General features: G+C 35.1%; 7 protein-coding genes. All 7 read left to right on the top strand.

The features are described 5' to 3' along the window. Positions 1 to 320: 320 nt before the first annotated feature. On the top strand, positions 321 to 1,802 hold the full coding sequence (locus PTI45_RS02950) for a lyase family protein (protein WP_069326038.1): 1,482 nt from the start codon (positions 321 to 323) through the stop codon (positions 1,800 to 1,802). A gap of 18 nt (positions 1,803 to 1,820) precedes the next feature. After that, positions 1,821 to 2,711: a GHMP family kinase ATP-binding protein gene (locus PTI45_RS02945; protein ID WP_069326037.1), complete on the top strand. Its 891-nt coding sequence runs from the start codon at positions 1,821 to 1,823 to the stop codon at positions 2,709 to 2,711. 69 nt (positions 2,712 to 2,780) lie between these two features. Further along, positions 2,781 to 9,311 (top strand): non-ribosomal peptide synthetase, encoded by a 6,531-nt coding sequence (locus PTI45_RS02940; protein ID WP_069326036.1) that lies wholly within the window; start codon positions 2,781 to 2,783, stop codon positions 9,309 to 9,311. Positions 9,312 to 9,354: 43 nt separating this feature from the next. Next, positions 9,355 to 16,467, top strand: a complete 7,113-nt coding sequence (locus PTI45_RS02935) for an amino acid adenylation domain-containing protein (RefSeq protein ID WP_069326035.1) — start codon at positions 9,355 to 9,357, stop codon at positions 16,465 to 16,467. Positions 16,468 to 16,472: 5 nt separating this feature from the next. Then, positions 16,473 to 18,557 (top strand): amino acid adenylation domain-containing protein, encoded by a 2,085-nt coding sequence (locus PTI45_RS02930; protein WP_083243312.1) that lies wholly within the window; start codon positions 16,473 to 16,475, stop codon positions 18,555 to 18,557. A 16-nt stretch (positions 18,558 to 18,573) separates the two neighbouring features. After that, positions 18,574 to 19,809, top strand: coding sequence for a cytochrome P450 (locus tag PTI45_RS02925; RefSeq protein WP_069326034.1), 1,236 nt, complete (start codon positions 18,574 to 18,576; stop codon positions 19,807 to 19,809). A gap of 15 nt (positions 19,810 to 19,824) precedes the next feature. Next, positions 19,825 to 20,580, top strand: a complete 756-nt coding sequence (locus PTI45_RS02920; RefSeq protein ID WP_245703398.1) for a thioesterase II family protein — start codon at positions 19,825 to 19,827, stop codon at positions 20,578 to 20,580. Positions 20,581 to 20,604 lie beyond the last annotated feature (24 nt).

Here is a 20,604-nt window from a genome sequence, read left to right as displayed (position 1 = left end):
ACTCAGCTTTGTTTCAAAATATTTTAGAGGCTAACTTGATTAGAGTTTTTTATGTAATATTAAACACACTTAATAAATAAAAATTTACATAAAAATACAAAAATGTACACCTAAAATACGAATATACAATTTTAATTACAGAATTTCATTGATTTTAAGCTCTTTATTTTGTATTATCATACTATAAAGGTTTAAATTACCATTTTTTATTTTATGAATTATAATATTTTGAAATCAGAAATATATCTTACTTTCTACAATGTTTAGTTCTACGATTTTTAATCGAAATTACATTTCACATTTGAATAGAAAGGAGAAATATGCAAAAAATTAATGGAAAAAACGAAGATTTACCTACTGGCCGTTTAATGGAATATCCTAATACATATATACATGATCAAGTGTTATATCCTCAATTTCAATATGAGACAAAAAACTTCCTCGGGTATTACATAGCAATTGAAAAAGTAATGTCCATTGAATATGAACGTATGGGAATGTTCTCGTCGGAGGCTTTACATTCTATTTTACAAGCGCTTGATCAAATAAATTATCATTCACTTATGGCAGATCCTAGTAAAAATATGACTGATATTTTATTTGCTATTGAACATTATGTAAAAAGCAAAGTTCCTCAGGATATAGCTTTATGGCATTTGGATCGTAGCCGTAATGATGTACAAGCAACTGCTCAATTGATGTTTGCTCGAGACCAATTACTTGAGATTATAACCGATCTACATTTGTTGGCAGATTGTATTCATCCCTTGGCTATAGAGCATACGTATACCAAAATGCCAGGCTATACACATTATCAGTCAGCACAAATTATTAGTGTGGGTTTCTATTTTTCAGGAGTGCTTGAGCAGATTTCGCAAGTAGTCGAACGATTGTGTTTTCATTGGCGAAGTATTGATGAGTGCCCCCTAGGTTCAGGAGCAATGGCAGGCTTGGAATTAACATGGGACCGAGAACGAATAGCTAAGATGTTAGGATTTGAAAAATGTTGCCGACATGCGCTGAAAGGTGTTGCTTCTAAAGATTTTATGCTTTTGATCGGATCGGAATTATCTAATGCAAGTGTCACGTTTAGTCGATTCTTAACCGATTTCATGAATTGGGGAAGTAGTGACTATCGTTTTTTCGATCTTCCTGATCATTTAAGTAGTATTTCTTCTGCTATGCCTCAAAAGAAAAATTTTACTATTTTCGAAAGAATAAGAGGTAAGTTTGCACATATTCCTGCTTACTATATGGATATAGTTATGGGTCAACAGCGGACTCCTTATACTAATATGGTAGAAACCTCTAAAGAAGGAGGAAGTCAGTTTTCAATATTAATGACAACAATGAGTACAGCAATTCAATTATTAACTCATGTAATACCTAATATGAAATTTGATGTAGTCCATATGAATGAACGATGCAAAACAGAATTTTTCGGTGGTTTTTCTTTAGCAAATCAGCTTACATTAACTTTTAATATTCCTTATAGAGAAGCACAAATTTTAGCTGGTAAATACATCACTCTTATGATAGAGCAACATAGAATTCCAGAGGATATAGATGTAGAATATTTGCAATTGTTATGTGTGGAAGCTGGTTATCTGGTTGAAATTTCCTCAATTATGTTAAACCAATGCTTTTCTACTGATGAGGCTTTACTAACTAAATGCTCTAAGGGTTCAACACACCCAGATGAGGTGTTACATCTCCTTTCCTTACAGCAACAAGCACACATTTTGAAATGGAAAGAAATCACTAAATTAAAGGAACAAAGTCAAACATATGTTTTTTGCTGAAGCAGGAGGGATTTAGGGATGAGCTCATATTTGGAGGGGAAAAATGCAGCTTTGCTAAAAGGAATAGGTAAATCATTTGGAACATTTGGTGAATTGCTTCAAGGGGTCAGTAGTGATGAACAAAATTTTTTGATTACATTACCTATTAATCGCTATTCAAAAGCTACTTTTTGCTCATTACCAGATTTCCCAGAATTGATTGTATCACCCAGTTATCGCTTAAAATCAAAAAAAATAGCTCAAAAAATACTTGAGAAATATGAACTTCCTGAAGGTGGATGGATTGAAATTGATAGTAATATTCCTATTGGTAAAGGACTTGCTAGTTCTTCAGCTGATATTGTAGCTACTGCTCGTGCTGTAGACTGTTGCTTTCAGCTAAATTTGTCACAATCGGAGCTTGAAGACTTGATTAGAGAGATTGAGCCTACAGATGGAGTAATGTATGAAGGTATTGTTTCCTATTATCACCGTGAAGTCAGGCTACGCGAATATCTCGGATTGGTTCCACAGCTCACAATAGTAAGCATTGATGAAGGTGGAGAGGTGAGTACAGCTGAATTTAATAGAATGTCATTGTGTTTTGAACTAGAAGATAGGCTAGAATATGACTATTTATTAGATCGTATATCTATAGCTATCAAAAAAAATGATTTAATTACTATTGGACATATTTCAACTCGCAGCGCAATTTTAAATCAAAAGTTACTATACAAAAGTCAACTAAATGATGTACTTGAGATTTGTGATAAAGTGCGAGGACTGGGAGTAGTTATTACTCATAGTGGAACATGTAGCGGAATTTTATTGGATCCAATAAATCCTGAATATTGCGATCAACTCCAAAAAACGTATTATTTGATGAATGGATTGCAAGGTGAAGTAACAATTTTTCATACAAACAATTAATATCTTTCGTTGTAACATGCTACATCCTAAACAATCATTATATTTATTATTATGAGAGGGGTATTAGCCATGAATTCATCTAATCGAAAAGATAAGGTTTCTACAGCTAGACAAGCATTATTACATAAATTATTACAACAAAAACAATTTAATCAATTATCAAATTCAATAATTCAACCTGTTGAAAGAACCGAAAAATGTCCGGCATCTTCTGCTCAAAAACGGATGTGGTTTTTGAATCAGTTATACCCACAACATGCTTTTTATAATGTGCCATTTCTATTCCATATTATTGGTGAATTGCATATTAATGCTTTGAAACAAAGTGTTCAACAAATTGTAGAGAGACATGAAGCTCTACGAACAACTTTTGTGGCTCAAGATGGTGAAGTATTTCAAACAATTAATGAGCATCCAGTATATGACTGGAAAATTATAAATATTAGTCATTTAGATGACTCTCTTAAATCAATTACTGCCCATAGGTTATTTCAAGAGGAAGCAGAGACAGCCTTTAATTTATCAGAAGGTCCTCTTTTACGTGTACAATTAATTGATTTAGGAGAACATGAATACTTTTTTGTTTTAAATATTCATCATATTGTATTTGATGGCTGGTCGATGGGAATTTTATGTAAAGAATTAGAACAATTATATAAAGCTAATAAAAATGATACTATATGCTCATTAGTACCTTTGCCCATTCAGTATGTTGATTACGCACATTGGCAAAACGAATATATAAAAAGTGAAGAAATGTTACAACAACTTGATTATTGGAAACAAAAGTTAAATGGTAATTTACCTTCGTTGCAGCTCCCCTATGATTTTCCAGTTCCTTCTCGTCCCGCTTTTAATGGAGCATTTTTATCCTTTTCTATTCCTGACAATATCACACAAGCATTTAAAAAGCTTGGTCGTACGTATGGAACGACCCCTTTTATGTCCTTTTTAGCTGTATATAATATTTTGTTGTATCGTTATACAGGACAAATGGAGTTAGTTGTAGGAACACCTGCGGCTAATCGAAATAATGAGGAAGTTGAACAATTAATTGGTTTTTTTGTAAATACACTTGCTATTAGTACATCTTTATCATCGGATATGTCATTTATAGAAGTGCTAAAAGAAGTACAGCGGGAAACATTGGATGCATATGCTAATCAAGATATACCATTTGATATGGTTGTGGAAACAGTACAACCAGAACGTAAAGCTGGAGAAACACCTTTGTTTCAGATTCTTTTTAATCTGATTGATGATGCTAATTTGCAATTTGAAGGATTAACAGTACATTCATTAGAAACAGATAATAAAACATCAAAATTTGATATGGAACTGACTTTGATCGATCATGGCGAGATAATGTCAGGTGGAGTCGAGTACAACACCGATTTATTTAAAGAAGAAACAATTATGCGTATGATTGGTCATTATATTCACTTATTAGAGAGCGTTATAAAATACCCTGAGCAATCGATTATTCAATTAGAATATTTATCACAGAAAGAAATAAAACAGTTACAAGGATGGAATAAAACAGAAACTGTTTATCCAGATGATTTATGCATGCATCACTATTTTGAAAACCAAGTTAAACGTACTCCAGATGCAATAGCAGTTATTTTTAATGAGAAGGAATTAAGTTATCGCGAACTAGATATGTTATCTAACGGACTTGCTGTTCGTCTACAAAAAGATGGAGTAGGGCCTGATGTTTGTGTAGGAATTTGTATGGAACGTTCTTTGGAAATGATTATAGCAGTTATAGGAGTTTTGAAAGCTGGTGGAGCGTACGTGCCACTTGATCCTTCATATCCAGAAGAACGCTTACGTTATATTTTGGATGATACAGCTATTTCAGTTGTGTTAACTCAATCTTCCCTATCCTCTTTGCTGAAAGAGGCAAATATCACAAGAATCATATTGGATGATTGGCGTGAACTTAAAGGTATTGATAAAGCACCAATATCGGGTGTGACGCCAGATCATATCTTATACATATTATATACTTCTGGTTCAACAGGGAAGCCAAAAGGCATTGTTATGGATCATCGACCAATTGTTAATTTGCTTGCATGGCAAATGAAAAATGTAACACATACGGGACCCACAACAGTGTTACAATTTTCAACTTTAAATTTTGATATGTCTTTCCACGAATTTTTTTCAGCATTTTGTTCTGGTGGTAAACTAATTCTTATTGATGAAAAGATTCGTAAAGATCCAGAACAACTATTACAAGTTATTATTAATAATCGTGTGGAGCGACTACATTTACCATATATTAGTCTACAGCAAGTGGCTGAAGCAGCAGAGCATGTGGAGCATGCCAAATATGCCATTAAAGATATTACCGTTTCAGGTGAACAATTACGGATAACGCCACAAATTAAAAAATGGCACAAAAAACTTGGTCAATGTGTGTTACAAAATCACTATGGTCCAACAGAAACACATGTGGTTACCGCTCAAATGATAAAGAATATGGATGGAATTCATTCATTGCCACCAATCGGACATGCAATTGATAATTGTGAAATTTATATTTTAGATACACAGTTACAACCAGTTCCTATTGGTGTGTGCGGCGAACTTTATATCGGAGGGGTGTGTTTAGCAAGAGGGTATTTAAATCGTGAAAAATTAACAGCTGAACGATTTATTTCTAATCCATTTTCTACTAAACCAAATCAACGGATGTATAAATCAGGCGATCTGGCACGTATTTTGTCTGATGGAAGTGTTGAATTTTTAGGTCGAATTGACGATCAGATTAAAATCCGCGGATTCCGTGTAGAGCCAGGTGAAGTAGAATCTGTTATTTCAACAATGAATTCTATTAAAGAAACGGTAGTGGTTGGATACTCAGGCGATCAAAATGTAATACTTGATTTAGTTGCCTATATTGTAGCAGATCAAAAAATAGATGAACTTGAGCTACGCAAATATTTAAAGACTCAATTACCTGACTATATGATCCCTACTATTTTTATGCAGATTGATCAAATGCCATTAACGCCTAGTGGTAAAATAAGTAGATCTGCTTTGCCTGAACCGATTCGTAATATGGGCATTGCTGAAAAAAAAGATCCTGTTACAAGTACAGAGAAAGTAATTGCTACAATTTGGGCTACTATTTTGGGACATCAAAATATAGGACAGAATGATCACTTCTTTGAATTAGGTGGACATTCATTACTTGCCATAAAAGTAATATCGCGGATTCGTCAAGTGTTTTCGTTTGAAGTTCCTTTGCATAGTGTATTTGAATATCCAAAGCTAGGCGACTTTGCAACTTATGTAGATGAATACTGTGGAAAAAATAAATCTGTGGAAGAGCCGATCATACCTGCAACACGTCACCCTTATATGCCATTATCATATGCTCAAGAAAGAATCTGGTTTTTTGAACAATGGCATCAATCGACTGCAGTATACAATATTTCTAAAGCGATTCATATTCAAGGAGAACTTGATATACAAGCACTACAATTGAGTTATCAACAGCTTATTGAACGACATGAAATTTTACGTACCAACTTTGTAAATCCGGATGGAGTACCACTTCAATTCATCCATCCTACAAGGATAGGCGAAATTCAGTTGACAGATATTCAACACGATAAAAAAGAGGTTGAATCTCAATCACTTCATACATTTCTACAAATAGAAGAACAAAAACCCTTTAATTTAGCTATTGATTTATTGATACGTATACATGTATATCGATTAAATAATACAGAATCTGTACTCATGATTGTTGTACATCACATTATTTTTGATGGTTGGTCAATGTCATTGTTAGAACAGGAGTTATGGAGATCGTATGAAGCACATCAAAAAGGATTATTAATACAACAAGAAAAAAATAAGCTACATTATGCAGATTATGCACAATGGCAACGTAAGATGTTACAAGGAGAAAGTCAGCAAGAACAACTAACCTATTGGAAAAAACAATTGCAAGGAGAGCTCCCGATACTGCAATTGCCTTCTGATTATCCGCGTCCTACACAGCAATCATTTAAAGGAGCACAATTTAATTTCAAAATTAAATCTGATCTGGCTATACAGATTAAACAATTTAGTGCAAAAGAAGATGTATCTTTATACATGACTATGCTTACTGTGTTCAAAGCAGTCTTATATCGTTATACAGGTCTAGAAGATGTGTTGGTTGGTTCACCTATGAGTAATCGTAATCGTACAGAATGGGAGCATGTGATTGGATTTTTTGTCAATACTCTTGTGATTCGTACAGGTATATATTCAGATACAACATGGAACGAATTGTTACAAAATGTTAAAAAGACAGTGCTAGAAGCATTCGAAAACCCAGATGTTCCGTTTGAAAAACTCGTGCAGGAGCTAAACTTAGAACGCTCACAAGATTTTTCGCCCTTATTTCAGGTAATGTTTTCTCTGCAAAGTGATCAGTTTGATTATTCAGATATGTCACTATCATGTTGTCCATATGAACTGGATACAATTAATTCGTTATTTGATCTTAGTATGTTTATTGAGGAGCAAGAAGAGCTGTACATCACGATTGAATATGCTACTGACTTATTTACATCGGAAACGATTCAGCAGTTTGCTAAACATTATGTTAATTTGCTAAACCAGATGCTTTTTCAACCATATAGTCATGTATCAAGAACTTCAATATTAGACAAAAAAGAAACAGAACAGATGTTAATAACTTGGAATGAAACGAAGCGAATTCATACAAATACTGAATTAGATGTACAAGGTATTTACCATCGCTTTTCCAATACTGTTAACTTATATTATGATGCCATTGCTATTAGAGATGATAAAAGAGCTATTACTTATGAACAACTTCATCTTCAAGTGCAAGATATAGCACAACTGTTACAATCTATGGATACAAATAAACAGACAATAATTGGTATCTATATGACACGTTCAATTGAACTCATTTCCTCTATGCTTGCAGTATTAAAAATAGAAGCCTGTTTTGTACCAATGGATCCAGAATATCCAGCTGAACGTATTCAATGGATGATAGAAAATAGCCAAATGTCTGTTATTCTGACTACTTCTACATTAGTGTCGATGTTACCAGTCAAACATAAATGTGTTGTCACAGTTGATCAGTTAAATCAATCAAATGTTCAGTCTATCGATCAAAATGAAATTATGAAAATTTCAGCTACAGAACAGAACGATATAGAAAATGCTGCTTATATGATCTATACATCAGGATCTACTGGTCATCCAAAAGGTGTAATCATTCCTCAGACTGCACTTATGGATCATACATTAACTGTGATGGAGAGTAATTCTTTAAATAATCATGATCAAGTTGTACAATTTTCGGCGATTAGTTTCGACTTTTCGATTCATGAAATATTCCCTACACTTCTGGCAGGAGCAACCCTAGTATTACGTCCGCAATCAGTGGTAGATACACATGAATTTGTGAAATGGATTAATAGAAAGCAAATAAGTGTACTGTATTTACCAACGGCTTACTGGCATTTGTTAGTGAGTGAGTGGAATGATACTGATCAGGTGCCAAGTTCGCTTAAATTGGTGTCTGTTGGTGGAGAAAAAGCATCAGTCTCTTTATATGAAAAATGGAAAAATATCACTGGGAATCATGTTCGTTGGAATAACGCTTACGGGCCCACAGAGGCGACAGTTGCAGCTACTTCTTTTTATGATGATCAAGATGAATGGATTCCAAGACGTGGAGATATTCCGATTGGTAGAGCATTGCCGTATACCCAGTTGTATATACTTGATCCCTTGTTTCAACTTGTACCTATTGGCGTAACAGGAGAACTTTTTATAGGTGGAAAAAGATTGGCGAGCGGTTACTGGGGTCAGCCAGAATTAAGTAAACAATCTTTTATTGTTAATCCCTTTTATCCAGAAGAGCGTTTATACCGTACTGGAGATTATGCACGTTATTTACCAGACGGACAGATCGAATATATTGGTAGAAAAGATGCACAGATTAAAATCAGAGGCTATCGAGTCGAATTAGGTGAAATTGAAAATCAGTTAGAAAAGATTGAATCGATTGAAAAGTCAATTGTAATTGTTAGTCAACACTCAACTCATAATAATAAACAACTTGTTGCTTATCTGAAGTGTAATACGATTAATGTTTCATTGGATGAAATCCGTCACAGCATAAAACAGCAGCTTCCCGCATATATGCAGCCTACTTTTTATCTGAAAGTTGAACAATTTCCGATGACCGCAGGAGGGAAAGTTGATTATCAGCGTTTGGCTCAAATGGATAATATCTTACCAGTAGACGAACAGATTGAGTTACCTTCTACCTTTATCGAGAAAAAATTAGCATTAATTTGGTGTAGGTTTTTACAGCGTGCACAAGTAGGTGTTAATGAAAATTTCTTTGATATTGGAGGTCATTCTTTGTTGGCTACCCAGATTGTTTCTGCGATTCAAACCGAATTTTCAAAACAAATACCAGTTAAAACTATATTTGATTCGCCAACAATTATAGAGATGGCTCGAATACTCGATAAACTTGAAGAAAAAGAAAATATAATATCAATTCCAAAAATATCTAGACTTCCTAGAGCGTCAAAACGTTGAAATCTGTTATATTGTTCCTTATATAAAAAGGAGGATTAAGCGATTGTCTACAACATTTGATACTAGCCATTATTCCTTTCCAGCCTCTTTTGCACAAAGAAGAATGTGGTTTGTTCAAGAAACTGTCTCTGACTCTTCAGTTTATCATGTACCTTTACTATTTAAACTTAAAGGTAATATTGATTTAGAGATATTACAGGATAGTATTGATCATTTGGTAGAAAGACATGAGTCTTTACGTACCTATTTTGCTATTAAAGACAGTGATATTGCGCAAATTATTATACCAGAGATGAAATGTGATATTCAATATATTGTAGTGCCAGATGATGAATTGGAAAAAGTTGAAGAACGAATACTGACACATATTCGGGAACCATTCTTATTATATCAGGCTCCTCTTTTCCGAGTTTATTTGTATAGGGTAAATATGTCTGAGCATTATTTATTATTAAATATGCATCACATTATAACAGATGGTTGGTCTTGTTCGATTTTATTGCGTGAGCTTAGTATATTGTATAGTTCAAAACTTAAGGGTGAAGAGGCACATTTACCATATTTAGAAATTCAAGTAGCTGATTTTGCACAGTGGCAAAAAGACTATTTGCAAGGTGAACAACTGGAAAAGCAACTGAGGTTTTGGGAAGAGCATTTGAAGGGTGACCTACCTATCTTAGATTTGCCTGTGCCTTCAAAACGTATTATCCAATATGATAATGCAGGAGCATCTTTCGATTTTCATATAAATAATGAGCTATCTGAACAATTCTTGCAATTATGCAATAGCAAAGGAACTACCCTGTATATTGGTTTATTAACTGTATATAAGGTATTGCTTGCAAGGTCTTCAGGACAACTAGATATCGTTGTAGGTACACCGATTGCTAATCGTAATCATAATGAACTAGAAAATATTGTAGGTATGTTTGTAAATACAATGGCTTTGAGAACTGATGTAGAACATAATCCGACCTTTAACGAATTGTTGGCATATGTAAGAGAAACTATGCTAGAAGCTTATGATTATCAGGATGTTCCTTTTGATCTTGTAGTGGAAAGGCTATCACCAGAACGAAATTTAGGTCAAACTCCTATTTTTCAGGCAATGTTCTCATTCCAGAATTACTCTAAATTAGATTTGAAGTTAGAAGGGACAGAGAATCAACTAGTCGATATTACACTTGATACAGCCAAATTTGAATTATATCTCGATATGACTGCTACAGAAGAAGGATTACAAGGTGTATTTGAATATCAAAAGCATCTATATGATCAACCATTGATGGAGCAATTGAGCCGACATTTTATACAGTTAATCGAGCAGATCGTTAAAGATGAACAGCAACAAATTTGGAATATTTCTTTTCAAGATGATGAGATAAATAGAGATAATCATCAGTTGTCTGTCCCAACATGGGGATCTATTCAAACTCCAGAGTTAAACGGATGTCATGAACGATTTGAATATCAAGCTAAGCTTGTTCCTCATCAAGTGGCTATCCGTTATCAAGATACATCAATCACATATAAACAACTCAATGAAAAGGCAAATCAAATTGCTAGTTATTTGATAAAAAGTGGAATAGAAGCAGGATCAAATGTTGGTCTCTGGTTGGAACCTTCAATTGATTTTATTGCAAGTATGTTAGCGATTTGGAAAGTAGGAGGTTGCTGTGTTCCTTTACATTTGTCACACCCAGTTAGCCGTAATCAGAAAAGATTAAAAGAAGCAGGGGTATATGGCACTATAACAAATAAATACCATGCAAAGCATCTAACACAATTTGAAAAAGAAATATTCTACCTTGAACATGTAAACTATGATGTTCAGCATTCCGCAAACCTTGATCAACAAGTAGCGAATCAGCAGAGTGCTTGTATTTATTGGGGAGCAGGAAGCAGTACAGATCCTATTGTTGTACCACATTATCGTTTATTGCATCTAAACGATTCGGCTAAACACAAGTTTGCTTTTGATGAAAAAGATATCTGGACATTGTTGCAGCCTCTTGATTGTGAGCTTGCTTTATGGGAAATAGGTGGAGCATTGTTTTGTGGTGCAACATTAATTGTTGTACCAGACTGGATGCATGAGCAAATGGAGTATGTATGGGAACTAGTAAAATTAGAAAAAGTAACTCGGATGACGTTAAGTTGTAATTCATTAATTACTTGGAAGCAATTATCCCACAAACATGCCCCAGGTAAGTTAATGCTTCGAATGTTATTTATTAAAGGAAAAACCATAATATTACCACCTATGAAAGAGTGGTTAGAACAATATATTGAATCTAGCTCACAAATGCAGTTTGTTCATCTTCATAGTTTAAGTTCGTGGGGAGGCGTAATTAGTAGTCGATTTCTTGCGCCCGAAGGCAATCAATATCAACGTATAGATCGAATGATAGGTACCTCTCTTTGTGATCAGTCATTATATATACTTGATGAAGCTGAAAATAGAGTGCCATCTGGAATTACTGGAACTCTCTATATAAGTGAAACAGATTCTTGTTCTAGTGCCTTATTTCATGAGAGATTGGCAGATAAACGCTGGAGTTATCGATCAGATTTAAGAGAGGGTAACAGTCACTGGTTATATCGAACGGATGATGTATGTCGCTTATGGCCAGATGAACAAATTGAATGGTTATATAATAAAAATAATGAAATCGAAATAGATGGTTCACCGATTCTAATAGAAGAAATATATGAGGCTTTTATGAATCATCCTCATATTCTTGAAGCAGAAGTTAAGGTGAATGTTGACCAAGAGTTGGTTGCCTATCTAATTTCAGATATAGATAAAGAAATAATGATATCAGAAATTAAATATTATTTGGGTGAAAATTTACCGGAAAATTGGATACCTAAACATATATATATGGTAAATCAGCTATCAGAGAAGTTAATTGAGGGTCATTCGCTATTAAACCATGCAAATTCAACTGCGGAAGTAGAAGTTATACAACCGAATAATGAGACAGAAGAAAAGCTTATTGATATTTGGAAGCAAGTTCTACAATTGGATCAGCTTAGTGTTAATGATAATTACTTTGTTTGTGGTGGAGACTCGATTCGTATGTTAAGTATGATTGCATTAGCCAAGGAATACGATATGTACTTTAGTATCAGAGATGTATTATCATATCAAACAATTAAAACACTTGCTCCAAAAGTAATGACAATAAGTAACAAAGAAAAACCAAATAATAATCGCTATGATTTAATTTCTTTAGTAGAGCATGCCAAGTTACCTGATGATGTGGAAGAAGCATATCCACTCACACAATTGCAGCAAGGAATGTTATTTCAAAATGAATTACATCCTCATTCTAAGCTCTATCATGATTTAATTCAATTTTCTATTCAGGGTCGTTTTGAAAAAATAGTTTGGGAACAGGCTCTAGGATTATTAATAGAACGTCACCCAGTACTCCGCACAACTTTCGACTTAAGTCATTATGAATCACCTCTACAGTTAGTGCATACACATAGGAAGATGTTGATAAATTATGTGGATGAGCGGAATAATAAAGATGAAGAATACAAGATTCATTACTGGATAAATGAAGAGATGAATACACCATTTGAATGGAGACAGTCTTTAATACGTATTCGTATCGTGCATTTGGCTGAAAATCATATTTATTTGATGTTAGTCATGCATCATGCGATCCTGGATGGATGGAGTGTAGCTCATTTTACGACTGAATTATTTGAAACAGTAGACATTCTATTACAAGGTAAAAAGTTAAAATCTAATGATTCTTTAAAAGCATCGTTTAAAGATCATGTTAGAGAAGAGTTAAATGCTTTGCGATCAGAGGAACAGAGAGATTATTGGCAACATAAACTTCATGAATTTTCAAGAACTTTGTTACCGCGTTGGGAAATGCCAAAACCCTCTTCACCTGTAATGCAGCTCAAAGAGTTAGATGTTCCAAATGATTTATCTCTAACATTGCGCAAGTTAGCAAAAAATACACTTATTCCGTTAAAAAGCTGGTTAATTGCTATTCATATGCAAGTGCTGAAAACGGTTACTAATCAGAAAGACATTACTTCTGGAGTTTTATTTCATGGACGTCCAGAGCAAAAAGATGGCGATAGAGTACTAGGATTATTTTTAAATACATTGCCGTTTCGTCTTCGACTGGATGGTGGAAATTGGTTATCTATTGCAGAGCAGGCATGGGAAACAGAAAAAGAAATGCTACAGTATCGCCATTATCCTATGGCTCAAATACAACAAGATATTGGAGGCAATCCATTATTTGAAACATTTTTTAACTTTACCCACTTTTATGTGTCTGAGCAGAAAATTGGTTCCTATAATGAACTTCATATCAATGAAAAACCAGGGTATGCAGATAATAGTTTTCCCTTTGGGGCAGAATTTTCACTTGAAGGAGATAAGGGAGAGTTAAGACTATCGCTTCGTTGGGACCAAAGCTTATTTAGTGATGAGCAAATCAGACGCATCTCAGGATATTACTTACAAGCGATGCACTATGCAACTTACGATACCTATGCACAAGCTGATCATCAAATATTGTTGACTTCTGCTGAACTGGAGGAAATAAAAAATTGGAATGACACTTCTTATTTATTTCCCAAAGTTCATCTATTACATACATTATTTGAACAACAGGCAGCTTACACACCAGATGAGATTGCAATTATTTATGGTGATCAACAGCTTAGTTATCGTAAGTGTAACGAACAAGCTAATCGACTTGCTCATTATTTCATTAAACATGGATTAGATAAGGAAATGAAAGTTGGCGTCTGTCTGGAAAGATCAGCAGATTTACCAATAATTTTATTAGCTATTTTGAAAGCTGGGGGTGCTTATGTTCCACTTGATCCACAGCATCCTGTTCACTACATGGAAGAGATCGTACACGATGCGGAACCAACATTTATCATCACAAGTCAACAATCAATATTTCTGTTTGAACGCTCTAGAGCAAGTATATTGGACATAGAAAAATTGCTGTTAAATATTAGCAAAGAATCTTGCGAAAATCCTAATATATTATACGATTCTGGACAGTTAGCTTATATGATTTATACGTCTGGTTCCACTGGAAAACCGAAAGGCGTACTTATTGAACATCAAGCAATTGCTAACCGCTTATTATGGATGCAGGAAGAGTTTCAGTTAAGTGGCGATGATCGGGTTTTGCAAAAGACGCCATTTACTTTTGATGTCTCTGTATGGGAGTTTTTCTGGCCTTTGATTGCAGGTGCTGTACTGGTTTTGGCAGAGCCAGGTGGACATAAAAATCCTAAATATTTGTTAGATATCATTCAACAACATCAAATTACGATTATTCATTTTGTTCCTTCTATGTTACACACCTTTTTAATACAACCAGGAATTGAACAATGTGTATCTTTGCAAAAAGTAATTTGTAGCGGAGAAGCATTATCTCCATTCTTACAGGAGAAATTTTTTGAAAAGCTATCGTGTAAGTTATACAACCTATACGGTCCTACAGAAGCAGCCGTTGATGTAACGAGTTGGGAATGCCATAAGGATTATGATATCGTTCCAATCGGTATGCCAATTGCCAATGTATATATAAGAGTACTCAATAAAAATGGGTTGCCTGTTGGTGTTGGTGTACCAGGAGAATTATACATTGGGGGGATTTGTCTTGCACGTGGTTATCATAATCGTCCCGCGTTGAATACTGAACGATTTATCTCTGATCCGTTTAGTGATGATTCTTCAGCACGATTATATAAAACAGGAGATGAAGGTAGGTACTTAACCAATGGAGCAATTGAATATTTAGGTCGATTAGATCATCAAGTGAAAATACGTGGTTTTCGTATTGAAATGGGCGATATTGAAAGTAAATTAGTCATGCATTCTCAGGTGGCTGAGTGCGCATTATGTACAATTAAAGATGTACACGATATTCAACTTATTGCATGCATTGTGCCGTATATGATAGACAATTTGCCTGAAATAGAGGAATTATATGAACATTTAAAATTATATGTTCCTGAATATATGATTCCAACTCGCTGGATATGGCTGGAAAAAATGCCTCTTACAGCAAGTGGGAAAATAGATCGAAAAGCGCTTGAGCGTGTGGCTGTACAAGATCATAGTCAACACAAGCATAATTATCGTACTGCTAGTAACGTAGTAGAACATCGATTATTGAAGTTATGGGAGAAAATACTTGGTGTTCAAGTACCCGGCGTGAATGAATCATTTTTTCATTGGGGTGGCCATTCTTTACTTGCTATTCAATTAGTAGTTCATATCGAGCGAGAATTCGGAAAAAAATTGCCATTATCGGCTATTTTGGAACATCCTACAATTGAGCGTTTAGCTATGTTGATTGACGCTGATTCAATCAAATTACAATTGGAATCAGGATTGATTGCTTTAAATACTTCAGGTTCTCAGATTCCATTGTTTTGTATTCATCCTGTTGGGGGAAGCGCGATGTGTTATCATACATTTCCGGAAGCGATAGGAAAAGATTGGCCAGTTTATGCTATTCAGGATCAGCGTTTGAATGCTCATTCAAATGATCAGCAGGATTTTTTACCTTTAGTTTCAATAAAACAATTGGCTACTCAGTATATACAGCATATCCAGACTGTACAGCCGAAAGGTCCTTATTCACTGTTAGGATGGTCATTTGGAGGTGTTGTAGCTCATGAAATGGCTTACCAGCTTGAACAGACTGGTCATGAAGTTGCTCATTTAATATTACTTGATTCTAGAGTAAGTCATTTACAGGAGGATCAATTGCATTATTCTGATGAGGAATTGAAACATGACTTTCTTAATGATCTGAAAAGCATGCAACAATTGGAAGAATGGCAGGAAAGTATATATTTATGCACTGAGAACGAAGAAAATCAGAATGATTATTTTTATAGAGTATTTTTGTCTAACTATCAAGCGATGATAGAACATATTCCAGAACGATTTGGTGGTAAAATACTTTGGTTTGGTGCAAAAAAAGAAGAGCAGACGTTAAATACGGTAGATTGGCAACCATATGCTGAAGATGTTCATACGGTCATACTAGAGGCTGATCATTATTCGATAATGAATAGCAAGCATGTTAAAACGATTGTATCGTATATAAAGCCTTATATTGCGGAAACGAAGGAGTAGAGGAAATGTCCATTCATTTACCATATATTACTCTCATCAATCATGAAGGTCAGTATTCCATTTGGTCAGCCGAAAAAAATCTTCCTCACGGTTGGATATCTACGGGGTTTGAAGGAACAATGGAACAATGTATGCAGCATATTGAATCTGTATGGACAAATATGCAACCAGATCATTTACATGCTTCTCCTATATTGACTTCATCCTTATTTTCGTTAGAAGATACGATCGATAATGATTATATTTCCAAAACAGATATATGGCCTATTCCAGCAGGTAAAGTTTCAAGTGGGTGTGAATCACCCGAGACGGAGCCAATTTGTATTCATGAACAATTTGAATATGTAGCAAAGGCAACACCAGATAAAATTGCTCTTAGGTATTATTCGTTTACTATGACTTATCAAGAAGTAAATGAAGCTGCTGAACAACTTGCAAACAGGCTTGTACAGCTTGGTGTAAAACCCGACAGTATCGTATGTGTATTAGCAGACCGCTCATTTGAATTAATCATTTCTTTGTTAGCAATTTTAAAAGCAGGAGGATGTTATTTATGTTTGGAAACAAACATTCCGGATACAAGGTTAGCGTTTATACTAGATGATGCTTCTCCTTGTCTAGTTATTACCCAAAGTCAGTTTGTTGGTCGATTGGCAGATTATTCAATTCCTTTAGTAGTACTTGAGAAGGAACAGGAAATATCTGCTCCTTCTCGAGGAACTATTTCTGTTACACCTGAGCATCTGGCATATATTAGTTATACTTCAGGTTCAACTGGTACACCAAAAGGTGTTTGTATTCCCCATCGTGCAGTCGCACGACTTGTCCTTAATGATACAGATTTTTCTTTTACAGCAAACGATGTATTTATGCTCGTTTCACCTGTTGCTTTTGATGCTTCTACATTAGAAATATGGTGTTGTCTTGGAAAAGGAGCATGCTTAGTCATTTATGATTCTGGTATTGTACGGCCAGATTTACTATCTGAAACGATTATAGAGAAAGGTGTGACAGTTGTTTGGTTAACAGCCGGCTTGTTTCAGTTGATGGTTAACATGTATTTACCTACATTTCAAAATGTTCGACATGTACTCGCAGGTGGAGATGTTATTTCAGTTCCACATTTGGAGCTATTACTTCATACACATCCACATCTTCAATTTACAAATGGATATGGTCCAACTGAAAACACCACGTTCTCAACATGTTGGACATCATCTATTATGACCGAACAGCCTACAGTTCCTATTGGTATACCAATTAATGGAACATGGTTGATCGTTTGTGATGAGAATCTTTGTCCAGTCGATATCGGACAAGAAGGAGAATTATATTTGGCTGGTGCAGGGCTTGCTAGAGGATATCTTCATCGTCCAGCTGAGACTGCAATCAAATTTATAGCGAATCCATGGAGTAAGCATCCAGGAGCTCGTATGCTAAAAACTGGTGATCGTGTACGCCAATATCCAGATGGAACGATTGAATTTGTCGGCCGAGTTGATCGACAGATCAAAATTCAAGGATATCGAGTCGAACCGGACGAAATCGAAAAAGTAATCATGCAATATCAATCTATACAGGTAGCTGTTGTAATGCCACAACAGGATCCTCATGGGAATAAACGTTTAATTGCTTATGTGAAATTAGATCAAACAGAAGAGGTAGAAACCGAAATTTTGGCAAATATCTATACTTATTTAAAAGAAAGTTTGCCTGCTTATATGGTTCCATGGGCCATGACTGTATTAAATGAGATGCCACTTACAGCTAATGGTAAAATTGATCGCCATCAGCTTCCAGTAGCTAAGCGTTCTCCACGCAGACTACAGACGGCATATGTGGCTCCGCGAAATCATTTAGAATCTACACTGGCTGCACTATGGGGTGAGAAGCTATCTATTGAACCTATTGGTATTCATGACAACTTTTTTTCGATTGGCGGTGATTCGCTTATTTTATCTGAATTAATTATCGATATGGAACAAAAGCTAAATGTAGCCATTCCTGCTCGTTTCTTATATTTAAAACCTACTCTTGCTGAGCTTTCAGTCATTATTGAAGATAATCAACAATCGCTTAAAAATAATTAAAGGAGGTTTTTTATTAATGTCAGCTCATGCAATGGACGAATCTTTGATTGATATTAAAAAGATTGATTTGACAGATCCTCTATTATATAGCCAAGGAGAACCACATGCAGTTTGGCGTAAGATGCGACATAGTGCACCAGTTCACTGGCAACAGGTGAATAAAGAACTCGGCTTTTGGTCTATCACCAAATATAAAGATGTTGTTCATGTGCTAAAAGACTATGAAACATTTACTTCTGAGCAGGGCACTCTATTGAACTTGTTAGGAATAAAAGATCCTGCGGGTGGTAAACAATTAGCAGCAACAGATCCACCAAGACACGGGCAAATTCGTCGTCCATTACAACGTGGGTTTAACCAGCAACCTATTACAAATTATGAACAGCAATTGCGAACAAAAATACGCACTTTGCTAATTCCTTGTTTAGAACCGGAAGGACTTGATTTCGCGCATGCTATGTTTGAAATATCAATAGCGGTAAGTGGCTGTATATTAGGATTACCTGAAGAAGATTGGCCATTACTAACACGACTGGTGCTTATGTCGATTGCCCCGGATGATAAAGAATATCAACTACCAGAAGGTAGCAAAGCTACCTTAGAACAAGCTCATCGAGAATTATTTGCTTATTTTCTTGATATAGTTAGTCAACGTCGCCGTTTTCCTGGCAAAGATCTGATTAGCGTTCTGACCAACGTTGAGTTAGATGGAATAAAAATGGATACCGGTGCTATTATTTCTAATTGCTATAGTTTGATATTGGGTGCAACAGCTACAACTCCGCATGCTGCTAGCTTATCCTTTTTAGAAATAATCAAGCAGAATTTATATCATGATTTTGCCTCTCATCCTGAATGTATGGATAGTGCAATGGAAGAAGTTTTTCGTTGGTCGTCACCAGCTAGTCATTTTATGCGCTATGCGACACAAGATACTGAAATTAATGGGATACGAATTCGTCAAGGTGATGCTGTTGTAGTTTGGCTTGGTTCAGCTAATCGAGATGAGGATATCTTTGATGATCCGTACACATTTGATATTCGCAGAACGCCTAATCCACATATTGCTTTTGGAAGTGGCTCCCATTATTGTATTGGTCACAAAACCGCAAAGCAGACGTTAACAATACTATTCGAAGAGATTTTTGCACACTATGACAATTTTGAGATTATAGGTAGTATTGAATATTTAGGTTCTAATTTTATTAGTGGAATTAAACACATGCCTATACGTGGATATGCTCAAACATAGAAAGGAGATATGAATATGGGATTTATAATGGAAGAAAATTATAGTAAGTCCAATTCTTGGTTCATTAGAGAGCCTTCTGCATTTGCTAAAGCAAGATTATTTTGTATTCCATATTCTGGTTGTGGAGCAAGCATGTATCGCCACTGGCCAGAATTTATTGGGAAAATTGAAATATGTCCGATTCAATTACCTGGGCGAGAAAATCGATTTGATGAACCAACTTATACTTCTTATGAGCAATTAGCAAAAGATCTTAATGAAGCTATTCAACCTTATTTGGATCGTCCTTTTGCATTTTTTGGGCATTGTGGATCAGCTTTACCTAGCTATGAAGCATCTTTGCAATTAATGAAAAAAGGTGGACCAATGCCGTCGCACTTATTTATTTCTTCACAAGTAGCACCACATGAAGGCCCTTATGGACGTTTTTTGGAGCTTGATGACTATGAACTTGCTGTCGAAATTGAATTACTTACTTATAAAATGGGCGGTGTTCCAATACCAGACATGATCGAATTAAATAAGGGGATCATGCGTGCTGATCTAGAATCAAATCGTCATTATATTAAGCAGAAACCTGAAAAATTAGACTTTCCAGTCACTGTAATCGGTTGGAAAGAAGACAAAGAAGTTGATCCGGATCTATTAGTCGGATGGAGTAGCTATGGATCAGTATCATTTAAAACATTAACTGGTGATCATCATCATTTCCTTCATGCTCCCATGGAATTAATGACTATAATCGCTCAAGAAATGCGATATCACATGTAATCATTATGATGGGAATTATGTAAT

Origin of the sequence: Paenibacillus nuruki (assembly GCF_001721045.1) — a bacterium.
In the GTDB taxonomy this organism is placed as follows: Bacteria; Bacillota; Bacilli; order Paenibacillales; family Paenibacillaceae; genus Saccharibacillus; species Saccharibacillus nuruki.
Note: the sequence above shows the minus strand (reverse complement) of the source record. Positions and strands in the feature narration are given on the sequence as shown.